This window comes from Kitasatospora sp. NPDC004799, from assembly GCF_040609095.1.
Classification (GTDB): domain Bacteria; phylum Actinomycetota; class Actinomycetes; order Streptomycetales; family Streptomycetaceae; genus Kitasatospora.
The window spans coordinates 1-16,267 of record NZ_JBEXJK010000045.1 but is presented as its reverse complement, the minus strand read 5'-3'; the positions used below and the strand labels follow the sequence as shown (position 1 = coordinate 16,267).

The 16,267-nt window shown below is 74.6% G+C and carries 13 protein-coding genes; all 13 read left to right on the top strand.

From position 1 onward, the window contains the following. The first annotated feature begins 61 nt into the window (after positions 1-61). Complete coding sequence (locus tag ABZW03_RS09090) at positions 62-1,108, top strand: class I SAM-dependent methyltransferase (RefSeq protein WP_355254153.1); 1,047 nt, start codon at positions 62-64, stop codon at positions 1,106-1,108. Beyond that, the gene (locus ABZW03_RS09085; RefSeq protein WP_355254151.1) at positions 1,108-2,139 is read left to right on the top strand and encodes an aminotransferase class I/II-fold pyridoxal phosphate-dependent enzyme; all 1,032 of its coding nucleotides are present in this window, start codon (positions 1,108-1,110) and stop codon (positions 2,137-2,139) included. Before ABZW03_RS09090 ends, ABZW03_RS09085 begins: the two co-directional genes overlap by 1 nt. A 210-nt stretch (positions 2,140-2,349) precedes the next feature. Then, positions 2,350-3,621: an MFS transporter gene (locus ABZW03_RS09080; protein ID WP_355254149.1), complete on the top strand. Its 1,272-nt coding sequence runs from the start codon at positions 2,350-2,352 to the stop codon at positions 3,619-3,621. 124 nt (positions 3,622-3,745) lie between these two features. Continuing rightward, the gene (gene hppD, locus ABZW03_RS09075) at positions 3,746-4,843 is read left to right on the top strand and encodes a 4-hydroxyphenylpyruvate dioxygenase (RefSeq protein WP_355254148.1); all 1,098 of its coding nucleotides are present in this window, start codon (positions 3,746-3,748) and stop codon (positions 4,841-4,843) included. Next, positions 4,840-5,991 carry an alpha-hydroxy acid oxidase gene (locus ABZW03_RS09070; RefSeq protein WP_355254146.1) on the top strand — a complete coding sequence of 384 codons (1,152 nt, stop codon included), beginning with the start codon at positions 4,840-4,842 and terminating at the stop codon, positions 5,989-5,991. Before hppD ends, ABZW03_RS09070 begins: the two co-directional genes overlap by 4 nt. After that, positions 5,988-7,286 (top strand): PLP-dependent aminotransferase family protein, encoded by a 1,299-nt coding sequence (locus tag ABZW03_RS09065; protein WP_355254144.1) that lies wholly within the window; start codon positions 5,988-5,990, stop codon positions 7,284-7,286. Before ABZW03_RS09070 ends, ABZW03_RS09065 begins: the two co-directional genes overlap by 4 nt. Before the next feature lie 139 nt (positions 7,287-7,425). Beyond that, on the top strand, positions 7,426-8,472 hold the full coding sequence (locus ABZW03_RS09060) for a methyltransferase (protein WP_355254142.1): 1,047 nt from the start codon (positions 7,426-7,428) through the stop codon (positions 8,470-8,472). Positions 8,473-8,674: 202 nt separating this feature from the next. Continuing rightward, positions 8,675-11,314: a lantibiotic dehydratase gene (locus ABZW03_RS09055; RefSeq protein ID WP_355254140.1), complete on the top strand. Its 2,640-nt coding sequence runs from the start codon at positions 8,675-8,677 to the stop codon at positions 11,312-11,314. Between the two features lie 48 nt (positions 11,315-11,362). Beyond that, positions 11,363-12,769, top strand: a complete 1,407-nt coding sequence (locus ABZW03_RS09050; protein ID WP_355254138.1) for a radical SAM protein — start codon at positions 11,363-11,365, stop codon at positions 12,767-12,769. 1 nt (position 12,770) lies between these two features. Then, positions 12,771-13,865, top strand: coding sequence for an arginase family protein (locus ABZW03_RS09045; protein WP_355254136.1), 1,095 nt, complete (start codon positions 12,771-12,773; stop codon positions 13,863-13,865). After that, complete coding sequence (locus tag ABZW03_RS09040; RefSeq protein WP_355254134.1) at positions 13,862-14,914, top strand: hypothetical protein; 1,053 nt, start codon at positions 13,862-13,864, stop codon at positions 14,912-14,914. Before ABZW03_RS09045 ends, ABZW03_RS09040 begins: the two co-directional genes overlap by 4 nt. Further along, the gene (locus tag ABZW03_RS09035) at positions 14,911-15,927 is read left to right on the top strand and encodes a PHP domain-containing protein (RefSeq protein ID WP_355254132.1); all 1,017 of its coding nucleotides are present in this window, start codon (positions 14,911-14,913) and stop codon (positions 15,925-15,927) included. Before ABZW03_RS09040 ends, ABZW03_RS09035 begins: the two co-directional genes overlap by 4 nt. Further along, the coding region (locus ABZW03_RS09030; protein WP_355254130.1) for a hypothetical protein at positions 15,924-16,267 on the top strand (344 nt) is incomplete at its 3' end. The genes ABZW03_RS09035 and ABZW03_RS09030, both read left to right, overlap by 4 nt.

Below are 16,267 nucleotides of genomic sequence, written 5' to 3'. Positions count from 1 at the left end.
ACCGACCTGCGCACACCACGCGGGCCGCACCCGGCCCGCCCACCGAGAAACGGACACCACCATGACCACTGCGGCCATCCCCGACTCCTGGCGTGGCATCACCCCGTCGCCGATCACCTCGACCGACGCCTACAACGGCTTCATCGCCGCCAACGTGATCTTCGCGCTGGACCGGATCGGCCTGCTGGAGCGGATCGGGCGCGGCGAGCCGCTCTCGGCCGCCGAGGCCACCGCCCAGGCCGGCGACGCCGCCCGGACCGAGGCCGTGCTGCGCGCCGCCTCGGACTACGGCTACCTCAAGGCCGACGGCGACACCTACCTGCCCACCGACGCGGGCCTGGAGATCGCCGCCGCGCGCGGCTACTTCACCTGGGCCGTCGGCGGCTACCACGACGTGTTCGGCCGGGCCGGCCACCTGAGCGCCGGCACCCACCGCTACAACAAGGACGTCTTCCGCGACGAGGCGATGGTCGCCCTCGGCTCCGCCCAGTGCGACCAGTCGCTGTTCGCCGCCCAGCTGACCGACGTGCTCAACGGCATCGACTTCCGCACCATCGCCGACCTGGGCTCCGGCACCTCCGCCCGGGTGCGCCGGGTGGTCTCGCAGCGCGAGGGCACCCGTGGCCTGGGCATCGACATCAGCCGCCCGGCCACCGACATCGCCAAGCGCGACATCGCCGAGGCCGGCATGTCGGACCGGGTCACCGCCGTCCGCGCGGACGTGCTGGGCCTGCTCGGCACCCAGATCGACAACGACGCCGAGGCCGCCGAGGTGGCCGAGGTCGACACCGTGATGAGCTTCTTCCTGCTGCACGACCTGCTGGCCGACCCGAGCACCCGCTCCTCGATCTTCACCCGGATGCGGGAGGCCTTCCCGAAGGCCCGCACCTTCGTCCTCGGCGACACCATGCTGCGCGACCCGGGCACCTCCGACGGCGCCCAGCCGGTCTTCTCGGTGGGCTTCGAGCTGGCGCACGCGATGATGGGCGTCCCGCTGCACACCAAGGCCACCTACGAGGAGCTGTTCACCGACGCCGGCCTGCGGATCGACCGCGTCGAGGCGCTGGCCACCCCGCACTCCTGGCTCTACGTCCTCCAGGCCGACTGATGGCCGCCCCGTCGAGCGCCAGATACCTGCTGGCGCAGAACGAGCACCCGTACCCGCCGCTGCCGTCGGTGCTGGCCGCGCTGGCCGAGGCCAGTGCCGACCTGCACCGCTACCCGGACTTCCGGCCGGAGCGGATCGCCGGGATCGTCGCCGACTGGCAGGGCGTCCCGGCCGGCCAGGTCGTGGTCGGCCACGGCTCGGCGGGCGTGGCGCTGGACCTCTTCCACGCGGTGGTCGAGCCCGGCGACAACGTGGTGCACTCGGCGCCCTGCTTCGACGCGTACCCGCTGTTCTGCGAGATCGCCCGGGCCGAGGCCCGGCCGGTCCCGCTCGGCCCCGACGCCCGGCACGACCTGGCGGCGATGGCCGAGCGGCTGGACGAGCGCACCCGGATCGTCGTGCTGTGCAACCCGCACAACCCGACCGGCACGGTCTACTCCTGGGCCGAGCTGACGGAGTTCTTCCGCCGGGTGCCGTCCACCGCGCTGATCCTGCTCGACGAGGCGTACGTCGACTTCGCCCGGGGCTGGCAGGCCCCGGACGTGCCGGCCCGGATCGCCGAGTGGCCGAACCTCGTGGTGCTGCGCACCCTGTCCAAGTCGCACGGGATCGCCGCGCTGCGGATCGGCTACGCGCTGGCCGAGGAGTCCGTCGCCCAGCGGGTGCGGGACCACCAGGTGCCGTACGCGGTGAACCGGCTCCAGGAGGCGGGCCTGCTCGCCGCCGTCGCCGCCGAGGACGAGATGGCGCGGCGGATCGCCGAGATCGCCGCGGAGCGGGAGCGCACCGAGGCCGAACTGCTGCGCCTCGGCTGGACGGTGGCGCCCAGCGTCACCAACTTCCTCTGGGTCGACGCGCCCGGCGACCAGCTCCCGCTGCGCGCGGCGCTGGAGCGGCTGGGCGTGGCCGTCCGCTACTACCCCGGCCAGGGCATCCGGGTCGCCATCGGCGAGAAGGACGCCAACGACGCGGTGATCGAGGGTTTCGCCGCCGTCACCCCGCTGGCCCCGGCCCAGGCCGTCGCCCGCTGACCGCCCGGCGCCCTGGGCACCGCCGGTGCGTCAGGGCGCACCTCCGGGCACCCGGGGCGCCCACGGGCGCCCCGGCCCCTGCACCACCTCAGGCACCGTCTCAGGCACGACCTCAGGCACGACCGAAGGCACCACCTCAAGCACCGCCTCAGGCACGACCGAAGGCACCCGCACACCCCGAAGCGCCGTCGGCGCAGCGAAGGAACCGCCATGCACCCGCTGTTGGCCCGCCCGGAGTTCCGGCGCTACCTCGTCGGGCAGACCCTGTCCGTCCTCGGTGACAGCGCCCTCTCCATCGCCCTCGGCATCTGGGCCAAGGTGCTGACCGGCAGCAACTCCGCCGCCGGGCTGGTGCTGTTCTGCTTCTCCGCGCCGCTGCTGCTGCTCCCGCTGGGCGGCCTGCTCGCCGACCGGGTCCGCCGCAGACCGCTGCTGGTCGGGGTCAACCTGGCGGTGGCGGTGTCGCTGCTGCCGCTGCTACTGGTCGACGGCAGGGACACGGTCTGGATCATCTACTGCACCGCCACGGTCTGCGGTCTGGCCGGCGCCGTCCTGGCACCGGCGCAGAGCGCGCTGCTGCGCAGCATCCTGACGGAGCGTCAGGACTTCGGCGCGGCGGCCGGGTTGACCCAGAGCGCCCGGGCCGGCACCACCCTGGTGGCGCCGCTGCTCGGCTCGGGCCTCTACGGCTGGTTCGGCGGGCACGTGGTGGCGGTGGCCGACCTCGCCGTGCTGCTGCTCGCGGCGCTGAGCTTCCTCACCCTGCGGGTGGCGGAGGTCAAGCCGGAGCCCTCGGGCCTGCGGTGGCGCACCGAGGTGCTGGCGGGCTTCGTCCACCTGCGCGGTTCGGTCGGGCTGCGGCCGCTGGTGGTGGCGACCGCCGCCGCCGGCTTCGTGCTGAGCCTGCTCCAGCCGGTGCTGTTCGCGCTGACCCAGCACGGGCTGCACCGCTCGCCGCAGTTCCTCGGCGTGCTGGAGACCACCGAGGCCGTCGGCGCGCTGGCCGGCTCGGTGGTCGGCGGCCTGCTGATCGGCCGGCTCGGGCCGCGCCGGACGGTCATGGCGGGGTCGGCGGTGTTCGGCCTCGGGACCGTCCTGCTGCTCGCCCCGTCGCTGTACGTGGTGGAGGCCGGACTGGTGATCGCGGGCGCGGGCATCCCGGCCGCCCTGGTCGGGCTCGCCACCGCCGCCCAGGCGTCCACCCCGCCGCAGCTGATGGGGCGCGCCCAGGCGGCCGTCAACCTCTCGCTCACCGCGCCGCAGGCGCTGGCCGTCGGCGTCGGCTCCGGCCTGGTGGCCGCCCTGGACTTCCGGGTGGTGCTGGGCGTGATGGTGGTCGGCGCGCTGCTCGCGGCGGCCCACCTGATCGGCAAGCCGGAGGCCCCGACGGAGCCCCCGGAGACCGAGCCGCAGGGCGAGGACGAGGGCGAGGGCGACGACCCGGCCGCACCGGAGGACGCCAAGGACCTCCAGTCCACCTGACCGGCACCGCCCGCCCGCTCCACCGAACACCCGCACCATCCCATACGTCCGCACCACCCCGTACATTCGCTCACCTGACCACTCCTCAGCACCTCCCGTTCCTCCTCACGAGAGAGCTCCTCAGATGACCGACCGTTCCTCTCCCGCCGTCACCCCGATCCCCGTCGAGCTGGACCACGTCGAGTTCTACGTGGCCGACCTGGGCGCCGAGACCACCCGGCTGACCGCGGAGTACGGCTTCGAGCTGCTCGTCCCGCCGACCGAGCGCGGCGAGGCCGCCGAGCGCTGCCTGTCCGCGCTGTTCGGTCAGGCCGCCATCCGGCTGCTGGTCACCCAGCCGCTGGCCGCCGGCCACCCGGCCACCGGCTACCTGGAGCGGCACGGCGACGGCGTGGCCGCCCTCGGCCTGCGGGTGCCGGACGCCGCCGAGGCGTTCCGGACCCTGACCGACCGCGGCGCCGCCGCGCTGCGCCCGCCGCTGGCCGCCGACGGCTGCGTCACCGCGGTGGTCGACGCCTTCGGCGACGTGGTGCACACCCTGGTCGAGCGCGCCCCCGGGACCCCGGCCGGCCGCATCCCCGGCCTGCCGGACCCGCTCCCGCTGACCGACGACAGCGAGGTCGGCCTGCGCTCCGTCGACCACTTCGCCGTCCTGGTCCCGTACGGCGAGCTGCGCACCACCGAGGCCCGCTACCGCGACGTCTTCGGCTTCCGGACGATCTTCGAGGAGCGGGTCGAGTTCGGCGCGCTCGGCATGGACTCGGCGGTCGTGCAGAGCGCCGACCACAGCGTCACCCTCACCCTGATCGAGCCGCTCAGCGCGGACGCGGGCGGCCAGATCGCCTCCTTCCTGGCCGGCCACGACGGCGCCGGGGTGCAGCACGTCGCCTTCGCCTCCGAGGACGCGGTGCACTCCGTCGCCACCATGGCCGAGCGCGGCGTGCCGTTCCTGCGCACCCCGCAGACCTACTACGACGCGCTGCCCGGCCGGCTGACCCCGCTGCGGCACTCCACCGACCAGCTGCGCGAGCTGAACCTGCTGGTCGACCAGGACCACGACGGCCAGCTGTTCCAGATCTTCACCCGCTCCCAGCACCCGCGGAACACCTTCTTCTTCGAGGTGATCGAGCGCATCCGGGCCCGCAACTTCGGCAGCAACAACATCCGCGCCCTCTACGAGGCCGTGGAGCTCCAGCGCAACGCCAGCGAAGTGGCCGGATGAGCGCGTCCGTCCGCAGCGAACCACCGGCCGACCCGGCCGACGGACGCCCGGCGCTGTCCGTCGCGGAGTACGCCGACCGGGCCCGGGCCGTGCTCGCGCCCGAGGTCTGGGAGTGGCTGGAGGGCGGCGCGGAGCGCGAGCTGACCCTCGCCGCCAACCGGACCGCCTTCGACCGGGTGGGCCTGGTGCCCCGGGTGCTGACCGACGTCAGCACCCGGGACACCGCCGCCACCCTGGTGCGCAGCCGGGCCTCCCTGCCGGTGGCGGCGGCGCCCGTCGCCTACCACCGGCTGTTCCACCCCGAGGGCGAGCTGGCCTCGGCCCGCGCCTGCGCCGCCGCGGGCGTGCCGTTCACCATCGGCACGCTCAGCAGCGTCGGCTTCGAGGAGCTGGCCAGGACCGGCGCCACCCTCTGGTTCCAGCTGTACTGGCTGCGCGACCGCGACCGGCTGCTCGACCTGGTCGGGGCGGCCGAGCGGGCCGGCAGCGAGGCCCTGGTGGTCACCGCCGACGTCCCGTACATGGGCCGCCGGCTGCGCGACGCCCGGAACGCCTTCGCGCTGCCCGGGGACGTCCGCGCGGCCCTGCTGGAGGGCGGCGCCGCCGGGCGGGCGCACGAGTCCACCACCGCCGTCTCGGCGGTGGCCGCGCACACCGCCGAGCTGCTCTCCCCCGGCGTCACCTGGGCCGACCTCGAGTGGCTGCGCGGGCGGACCGCGCTGCCGCTGGTGGTCAAGGGCGTGCTCGACCCGGCCGACGCGCGGCGGGCCGCCGACCTCGGCGCCGCGGCCGTGGTGGTCTCCAACCACGGCGGCCGCCAGCTCGACCGGGCGGTGCCCCCGGTGACGGTCCTGCCGGCCGTCGCCGAGGCGCTGGCCGGCGAGGACTGCCAGGTGCTGATGGACAGCGGGGTGCGCGGCGGCTCGGACGTGCTCACCGCGCTGGCCCTCGGCGCCACCGGGGTACTGCTCGGGCGCCCGCTGATCTGGGGCCTGGCGGCCGGCGGCGAGGCGGGCTGCACCGAGGTCCTCGACCTGCTCGCCACCGAGCTGCGGCACGCGCTCGGCCTCGCCGGCTGCGCCGACCTGCGGTCCGCCGCCGAGCTGCGCACCACCCCCCTGCCCGGCCCCACCTGGAGCACCCCGTGACCACCACCACCGCACCGCACGACCTGCTGCTGGCGGGCCTGCACACCTCCCTCGCCGACCCGGCGATGACCTCGATGAACCTGCTCAACGAGATCTCCATCCGCTACCCGGAGGCGGTCTCCTTCGCGGCCGGCCGCCCGGCCGAGCAGTTCTTCGAGCTGGACGCCGTCCACCGCCACCTGGACCGCTACCTCGACCACCTGCGCACCGAGCGCGGGCTGACCGAGGAGGCGGCGCGCCGTCAGGTGCTCCAGTACGGGCGGACCAAGGGGATCATCCACGACCTGATCGCCACCCACCTCGCGGTGGACGAGGGCATCGAGGTGCCCGCCGAGTCGATCGTGGTGACGGTGGGCTGCCAGGAGGCGATGTTCCTGGTGCTGCGGGCCCTGCGCCGCGGCCCCGAGGACGTGGTGCTGGCCGTCTCCCCGACGTACGTGGGGCTGACCGGCGCGGCGCTGCTGGCCGACCTGCCGGTGCGGGCGGTGGCGGACGGCCCGGACGGCGTGGACCTCGCCGACCTGCGCCGCGAACTGGCCGCCGCCCGGGCCGAGGGGCTGCGCCCGCGGGCGCTCTACCTGGTGCCCGACGTGGCCAACCCGAGCGGGGCCAGCCTGCCGCTGGAGCTGCGCCGGGAGCTGCTGGCGCTGGCGGCCGAGGAGGACTTCCTGCTGCTGGAGGACAACCCGTACTGCGTCTTCGCCGGCGAGGAGCGGCTGCCCTCGCTCAAGGCGCTGGACACCGGACGGCGGGTGGTCCACCTCGGCTCCTTCGCCAAGACGGCGCTGCCCGGCGCCCGGGTCGGGTACGTGGTGGCGGACCAGCTGGTGGACGACGGGCAGGGCGGCACCGCGCTCTTCGCCGACCTGCTCGGCATGATCAAGAGCATGACCACGGTGAACACCTCGCCGATCGCCCAGGCCGTGATCGGCGGTGCGCTGCTGGAGCACGACCACAGTCTGCGGGCCGCCAACACCGAGGTGGCCGCGCTCTACCGGCGCAACCTCGCGCTGGTGCTGGACGGCCTGGCCCGGCGCTTCCCGCCCGGCGGCGGGGTGACCTGGAACGAGCCGCGCGGCGGGTTCTTCCTGGTGCTCACGGTGCCGTGCGTGGTGGACGACGCGCTGCTGGAGCGCTCGGCCTCGGAGTACGGGGTGATCTGGACCCCGATGTCGCACTTCTACCCGGGCGCGGGCGGGGAGCACCAACTGCGGCTCTCCGTCAGCCAGGTGGACCCGGCCACCGTCGACCGGGGGCTGGACGGGCTGGCCGCGCTGCTCGCCGCGCAGTCCTGACCCGCCCGGAAGGGGGGCGTCCCGGCCGGGACGCCCCCCTTCCGGCTCGTGCCCCCGACCGGTGACGGTGCGCTTCGACGCGGCCACGCTGGGGCAGCATCCCGGCGCAAGCACCGGAGCCCCACCGAGGAGGACACCCATGCCGCACGACGAGAACCGCCCCGCCGACGACCCTGCGGCGGAGGGCCTGCGCCGCTCGGCCGCCTTCCTGGTCGACGAGGCGCTCGGCTTCGTCTTCCCGGCCGCGCTGCGCGCCGCCGCCGAGACCGGGGTGGCCGACGCGCTCGCGGCCGGCCCGGCCACCCCCGCCGAACTCGCCGCCGCCACCGGCACGGACGCCCGCAACCTGTACCGGGTGCTGCGCCTGCTCGCCACCCGGAACGTGGTGGCCGAGGACGAGCAGGGCCGCTTCACGCTGACCGAGGCCGGCCAGGCACTGCGCGGCGACGTCCCGTACTCGGCGCGCAGCGCGGTGCGGATGCTCACCGACCGCACCTTCTGGCTGCCGGCGGAGCGGATGGCGCACTGCCTCACCGAGGGCACCACGGCCTTCGACGAGGTCTTCGGCATGCCGTTCTTCGACCACTTCGCCCGGGACGCGGAGACCGCCGCGGTCTTCCACGTCGGCATGGCGGCGATGTCCGACGGGGAGAACGCCACCATCGCGGCCGCCTACGACTTCCCGGACACCGGCACGGTGGTGGACGTCGGCGGCGGCCACGGCGGCCTGCTGCTGGAGGTGCTGCGCCGCAACCCCGGCCTGGAGGGGGTGCTCCACGACCGCGCCCACGTCCTGGCCGGCCACCGGCTGGAGGGCGACAAGGAGGTCGCCGGCCGCTGGAGCACGGTGGAGGGCGACTTCTTCACCGCCGTACCCGCCGGTGACGTCCTGCTGCTCAAGCGGATCACCCACGACTGGGACGACGACCGGTGCGTCACCCTGCTGGAGAACTGCCGGCGCGCCCTGCGCCCCGGCGGCCGGCTCCTGGTCCTGGACGCCGTGGTCCCCCGGGGCGACGCGCCCCACCAGGCCAAGACCCTGGACCTGCTGATGATGGTCTCGCTGACCGGCCGCGAGCGCACCGAGGCGGACTTCGCGGAGCTGTTCGACCGGGCCGGTCTGCGCCTGTCCCGGATCCTGCCCACGTCGACGGTGCTGTCCGCGGTGGAAGCCACCCCGGTCTGACATCACGTCAACTTCACGCCTAATAAGGCCTATTGCGCCCATCCCAACGTCCGGGCCCTGCCGCACCACCTCGGGTTTCGGTGGCCCGCCGGTCAATCTTGGCCGGAAACCGGCGTGTTGACCCCATCGTTATTGAAAGACCCCTCGACAGCTGGGTATGGTCACGAACTGTCGTGATCAAGTCAGCCACGAGGGGGCGATCATGGACGAGCCGAGGCAGCGCCCGGACGACGGGCGGACTCCGGGCGGAGGCACCCGCACCCCGGGGTCCGGTGCGGACGGCGGCACCGGGTGGTCGCTCGCCCCGGTCGCGATGCTCCGCCACGCGGGCTACCCGCTCTCGCTGCTGGACCGGGTCGTCGACCCCTCGACCGCCCGGGCCGCCGACACCGTGCTCGCCCTGCGGGACGAAGCCGTCGAGCTGGGGCGGACGCTGAAGGCCGAGCTGCGCGCGGAGCGGGCCGGCACCCGGGGCGACCTCGCCTCCGGCGTCGGCATGCTCCGCCCCTTCCCGCCCGCCGACCTCGCCCGGCTCGAAGCCGAACTCGGCCCGGCCGCCCTGGACTCGGCCAAGCGCTACCAGGACGCGGTGCTGGCCCTGGACGGCCACTGGGCGGCCTTCGAACGGGAGCACGGCGCCGGACTCGCCGAGGCCCGCCGGACCGTGGTGGACCTGTTCCGCGAGCCCTCCCTCCAGCAGGTCCTGCTGCTGTCCAACGACGCCCGCTTCGAGGAGTTCACCGCCTGGATAGCCGGCGGCGGCGCCGGGTCGGACGGCCACGTCAAGCGGATGACCGACCTGCTCGCCATGTACCTCCAGCGGGTCACCACCAAGAACGAGACCCACTCGCACTTCGGCCCGCTCGCGGTCGCCCGGACGACCCGGGAGGGCGCCGCCGGCGTCAGCTGGTCCACCGGCCCGCTGCGCCGGATCGCCCTGCTCAGCCACTGGGCGGGCGAGGCGCTGGCCGAGGTGTTCAGCGCCCGGCCGGAGACCTTCGAGACGGTCCGCCCCCGCCGCCGCCCGCTGGCCTTCGCCGAGGGCCCCGAGGTCCGGCTGTACGCGTTCGAGTCCATCACCGGCATGCCCGACGGCTGGCGCTTCGTCGCGGTGAAGTCCGACACCTTCGACGCCGACCGGTCCTGGCTCTGGGAGCACTGCGACGGGGAGCGCACGGTGGCGCAGCTGCGCGCCGCCTGGGCCGAACGCCCGGACCGTCCGGACCGCCAGGGCCTCCCGGACGACCCGGACCGCCCGGCCGGGCGGGGCTTCGACCGGGTGCTGGCCGAACTCGTCGAGCAGGACTGGCTGATCGGCCGCTGGGAGATCCCGATCGGCTCCACCGACGTGCTGCGCTCGCTCGCCGGGCACCTCCCCGAGGACTCCCCCGACCTCGCCGTGGTGCGCCGCTTCGAGGACGGCCTGCGCCGGTTCGCCGAGGGCCCGACGGAGCAGCGGGCGGCCCTGCTCGGCGAGCTCAAGGAGGCCTTCGAGGAGGTCACCGGATCCGCCGCCAACCGCTCCGAGGGCCGGCACTACGCGGACCGCAGCATCCTCTACGAGGAGGCGTACAGCCCGGTCCGGGACGTCGTCCTCGGCCCGGACGTCACCGAGCTGATCGGCCGCGAGCTGTCCGCCGTCTACGACCTGACGCTGCTCGTCCCCCGGCTGCGCATCCGCCGCGAACTGACCGTCCTGCACCGCTGGATGACCCGGCGCTTCGGCCCCGGCACGCCGGTGCCGCTGCCGGACTTCTACGCCGCCTTCTTCGCCGACAAGCCGCGGCTCGCCGCCGAGTGCGAGGAGGTGGACCGGGAGATCGAGGCGCTCGACCGGGAGGTCGTCGACCTGCTGCTGGACGGCGCCGAGGACGGCCGGTCCGAGAGCGTGGTCGACCGGGCCCGGCTGGAGGAACTGCTCGCCCGGCACCCGGACACCCCGCCCGCGCTGTGCAACCCGGACGTCATGCTCGCCGCGCCGGACACCGCCGCGATCGCCCGCGGCGACTTCCTCGCCGTCGTCGGCGACTGCCACGCCGTGCGCGAGGCGCTCACCCACTCCAGCTTCGCCCCGATGCTCCAGGCCGAGGCGCCGGAGCTGCTCGACGAGATCCACGCCCGCTACCGGGGCCTGCTCGACGAGGACGAGGTGCTGGTCGACCTCTCCCGCTCGCACCCCGACAAGACCGGCGCCCAACTCACCTACCCCTGCCCCGACCTGGAGGTGTACGGGCTCTCGCCGAAGGCCCGCGGCGACGTCCTCCAGCCCGGCGCCCTGTACCTGGTGGCCACCCCCGACCGGGTGGAGCTGCGCGCCCACGGCGTCGAGGGCCGGCTGAAGCTGCTCGCCCCGCTGGCCGGCGGCCCCAGCATCCGCCAGGACCCGCTCTCCCCGTTCGCCTTCCCCCGGCACTTCGGCGGCGTCGGCATCCGCGGCCGGGACCGCGACCACGTGCCCCGGATCCGCTGCGGCCGGATCGTGCTGCACCGGGAGCGCTGGCGCTTCCCCGCCGAGGCGCTGCGCGGCTGGAGCCCGGGCGTCCACCGGTCCAAGGGCGACGCCCCCGAGTTCGCCGCCGCCCGCCGGCTGCGCCGCGAACTCGGCCTGCCGCGCCGCGGCTTCCTGAAGATCCCCGGCGAGCCGAAACCGGTCTACGTCGACTGGGACTCCCCCCTCATCGTCCGGCAGGTCGTCCGGCTCGCCCGGAGGACGGCCGATCCCCTGGAGTTCAGCGAAATGCTCCCCGCCCCGGAGCACCTCTGGCTCGACATCGACGGAGAACGTCACACCAGCGAGCTGCGCTGTGCGGTCTTCTCGCGCCGATCCCGCCGATCCCACTGAGTGCTCCACGTCGAGGACCCCACGCCCTCACCGACCGAAGGCACGGCCATGACCAAGAGCTGCATCGTCCAGTTGCCCTTCCCCTCCAGCCACGACCCCGACCCGAACCTGGCGCGCTACTACGACGACTACGACCGGCGCTTCCGGGCCATGCTGCCCGAGTACTTCATCCCGACCGACGGCCTGTGGGAGATGCCGCTCTGGGTCGCCCACCTGACCGCCCTGCTGAACACCGCGGGCCTGGACTCCGTCTTCCGCGACCTGTCCCGGACCCCGGCTGAGCCGGAGGACTGCGCCGAACCGCTGCTGGAGGCGACCGCCCCCGGCGACCTGGTGCTGATGTCCCCGCTCGCCCAGAACCTCCGCCTCGCGCTGGAGGTGGCCAAGCGGCTGGAGCACGCCGGGCGGCGGGTCGTCCTCGGCGGGAACATGGCCCCGCTCGCCCCGGACGGCTCCGTGCACGCGGTGCACCGCGGCCAGCTCGACGCCACCTTCGTGCGCCGGCTCGTCGAACTCGCCTCCGGGTCCGGCGGCAGCCTGGAGAAGCCGCTGCTGCCCGGCCTGGTGTCCGACCGGATCACCTGGGCGCCGGACTACCGCCACCTCGGCGGCTACCAGGGCCGGGTCCCGCTGCTGCGGCTCAACGCCAGCCACGGCTGCCTGTACCAGTGCTCGTTCTGCGGCGACGCCTGGAGCAAGCAGCTCACCCTGGTCGCCAAGGACGCGCTCGCCCAGGAGGTGGACGAGCTGACCACCCGGTTCCCGGACACCCGGCTCTTCTACATCGGCGACAAGACCTTCGGCCAGTCCCGCGAGGCCGTCGCCAACCTGCTGGACGTCTTCCGCGACCGCCCCGGCTACCGCTTCATCGTGCAGACCCACGTCATGCAGGTGAAGGAGTGGATCGTCGAGGCCATGCTCGAACTCGGCGTCGTCGCCGTGGAGCTCGGCTTCGAGTCCGCCGACTCGCAGATGCTGAAGCGGCTCAACAAGCTCTCCCGCGGCCTGGACGACTACACTTCGAAGATCCGTCAACTCAGCGACGCCGGGCTGAAGATCGTCCTCAACATGATGGGCGGCCTGGACGAGGAGACGGAGGCCGCGCACGGCCAGACCGTCAGCTGGATGCGGGAGAACGAATCGGCGCTGTGGCTCTTCAACCTCTACAACTTCGTCCCGTATCCGCTCACCCCGGACTTCCCCCGGCTGCGCGAGCGGATCTTCAACTGGGACTTCGCCGACTGGCGGGAGGACGCCCCGGTGGTCTACCGGCCCCGGCACCTGTCCCCGGAGGCCAGCTGGGACCTGTTCCAGGAGAAGATCGCCGCCGCCCACGCCATCATCCGCGAGCCGCTGCCCGCCGCCGCGGCCGCCGCGCCTGTCCAGGGCGCCGTGCCCGTCCCGACCGCCGCGCCCTCCGCGACCGCCGTTCCCGCCGTGCAGGAGAAGGACTGAGATGACCGAGCTCCCCGACTTCGAAGCGCTCCAGAACAGCGTCAAGCCCGAGGACTTCGAGCAGGACCCGCTGCCGGGCTGGGCCGGTGTCGGCACCCTCTTCGGCGCCCCCACCACCAGCGCCGACCAGGTGGACGTGGGCGAGCGGGGCTGGGTGGTGTCCGGCGTGCCCTTCGACGCCACCGCCAGCTCCCGGCCGGGCGCCGCCGAGGGGCCGCGGGCGATCCGCCAGGCCAGCCTGGTCTTCTCCAGCTACCTCACCAGCCTCGGCCAGTGGCGGATGCTGGACACCCGCACCGGGCAGACCTTCCGCTACCACGCGCCCCGCGTCGCGGACGCCGGCGACCTGCACATCTACCCGACGGACACGGTGAAGACCTTCCAGGCCGTCGCCGCCGAGGCCCGCCGGCTGAGCCGCAACGCCCCGAACCTGGTCTTCCTCAACGGCGACCACTCCTGCACCTTCCCCACCTTCGCCGGCTTCCGGGCCGGCCGGCTCGACCGCGGCGCCGGCCGGGTGGGGTTCGTCAACATCGACCACCACTTCGACTTCGGCAACTGGAGCACCCTGCACGGGCCGCTCTACCACGGCTCCAACTCCCGCCGGATCAGCGAGATCCCGCAGATGCGCCCGGAGGACATCGCCTTCGTCGGGGTCGGGGACGTGACCAAGTACGACCAGTTCCGCGGCCTGCTCGACAGCGGCTTCCACGTCGTGCCCGGCTCCCAGATCACCCGGGACGGTGCCGCCGCGGCCCTGCGCCCGGTGATCGAGGAGCTCGGCTCCCGCTGCGACACGGTCTACGTCTCCCTCGACATCGACGTGCTGGACAGCGCCGCGGCGACCGGCACCGGCCACGTCACCATGGGCGGCATCGGCATCGGCGACCTCCTCGACGTCTACGAGGAGCTGCGGGCGCTGCCCGTCGGCGCCGTCGACATCGCCGAGATCGCGCCCCGCTACGACCCGTCCGGCGGCACCGCGCAGATCGCCGCCCGACTGCTCTTCGAGTTCCTGTTCCGCACCGAGGGAGCCCCGGCCGAACTCGCGCCCTGGGCCCCCGGCACCACCTCCGCACCCCTGGAGCACCGGTGAGATTCACCCCCCACGAAGCGCGGTTCGACTGTACCCGGCTGGTCTCCGGGGCCCCCGCCGAGCGCGAGCGGGCGCTGGATGACCTCGCCGCCGAGGCCGTCGAGGTCATCCACCGGGTCGGCTACGCCGTCTTCCGGATCGGCCGGCTGCGGCTCGGCGTCGAGGACAGCCGCCGGCTGTCCACCGGCATCGTCGAGCGCGTCCGCACCGCGCTGATCGCCCGCGGCGCCCCCGCCCGGATGCGGCTGGAGGTCGACCGGGCGCAGCCGACCCACGTACCCGAGGGCTACACCACCCGGACCCTGCTGCCGCACCACGACGGCCAGCACTGCTCGTACCTGACGCCCAGCCTCCAGGACGCGCCCGACTGGGACCCGGCCCGGCGCACCTACGGCTGCTCCGGGTACACCACCACCCCCGCGCACAAGATGTACCAGGGCATCTTCCTGCCCGAGGTCGGCGAGGGCCTGAGCGTCACCACGTACTACGACTGGCTCGGCGTGATCGACGACGTGCTGGAGCGGCGCGGCGTGGACCGGGGCGAGGACGCCACGGCCGGCGCGGCCCGCTGGCTCGGCGACAACCTGAGCCGCGGCCTGGCCCGCCAGCCGGAGCACGGCTGCTCCTACCCCTCGGTGGGCGCCATGCTCGGGCTGGAGGAGCCGTTCTGGCACGGCCTGTCCTTCCACCACAGCGAGGCGGAGCTGACCGAGGAGGAGCGGCGGCGCCACCCGGCCGCCGCGCTGCTGGCCCGCGACTGCGCCTGCGGCGAGTGCCGGGGCGAGGCGGCCCGGCTCTTCTGCCACCAGCTGCTGATGGCCACCGGCCTGACCTGGGCGGCCTTCCGCCGCCGCTGGGAGGTGCTCGCCCCGGGCGAGCACTGCGACCTGCTGCTCGGCCACAACCTGACGATGCTGCACGGCGGGCTGGCCGGCGGCGCGGGGCGGATCATCGAGCCGCTCTGCCTGGTCGTGGACGACCCGTCCGGCCCCGAGTACGAACGCTGGCTGGCCGCCTCCTGGCGGCGCACCCTGCCCGGAGCCCGATGATGCGGGGAGCGCCCGCCACCCTGGCCACCCCGGTCGACCTGCACCTGCACACCCGGCACTCGGACGGGGACGAGGCCCCGGCCGAGCTGGCCCGGCGGTGCGTGGCGGCCGGGCTGCGGGTGGCCGCCGTGACGGACCACAACACCGTCGCGGGCGTCGCCGCCTTCGAGCGGGCCGCCGGCGGGCAGCTCACCGTGGTCCCGGCCTGCGAGATCACCACCACCTGGCGCGGCGAGGAGACGCACTGCCTGGCCTACTTCGTCGACCCCGGTGACGAACCGTTCCGGCAACGGATCGGGCGCCTGCACGACGCCGAACTGGCCTGGTGGCGCACCTGGACCGCGCGGGCGCGCGAGCTCGGCGTGCCGCTCGACCGGGCGGACGTCGAGCGGCGGATCGGCGGCGACCGGGTGGCCTACGTCAACGACTACCTGGCCCTGCTGCTGGAGGCGGCCCACGGCGACCCCCGGTTCGCCCCGTACGCCGAGGGCGAGGACCGGTTCTCCCGCTTCATCGCCGACTGGTGCCGGCCCGGCCGGCCGCTGCACGTCGAACACCCGGTCAACCCCGACCTGGTGGACGTGCTGTCCTGGGTCGAGCAGGCGGGCGGGGTCGCCGTCCTCGCCCACCCCGGCCCGCACACCGACGGCCTGGACGCCGCGCAGTGCGCGGCGCTGCTGGAGCCGCTGCGCGCGGCCGGCCTGGCCGGCCTGGAGGTGTGGACCAGCTGGCACACCCCGGCCGACAGCGCCCGGCTCGCCGGGGCGGCCGAGCGGCTCGGCCTGGTCGCCACCGCCGGGTCCGACTACCACGGGGTGCGGGTCAAGCCCTGGGCGCCGAGCCCCGGGCTGCTGCCCGCGCTCCCGGCCGACCCGCTGGCCGTCCTGGACGCCCTGCACGACCGCCGTCCGGCCCGTCCCGTCCGTCCCGAGCACCGTCCCGCCCGTCCCGAGCACCGTCCCGAGCACCGTCCCGCCCGTCCCGTCCCCACGACTCCCCAGGTGAGGCTGTGACCACCGTCAACGATCCCCGGACCGCCACCGAGCCCGGTACCGGCGCCACCTGGCAGCTCGCGCCGGTCGTCGTGCTCCGCCAGGCCGGCTTCCCGATGGAACTGCTCGCCCCGCTGGCCGACCCGGCCGCCGCCGAGGAGGCCCGCGAGCTGGTCGACCGGGGGCAGCAACTGATGGCCCTGGCCGAGGAGTTCAAGGCCGTGCTGCGCCGGCACCCGGTGCCCGGCGCGGCGAAGCTCTCCTCCCCGGCCGGCTTCCTGCTGCCCGTCCCCGAGCCCGAACTGGCCGCCGCGGGAGTCGGCCGGCTCCTTCGACCACCGCTTCGACGCCGCCGCCCCCG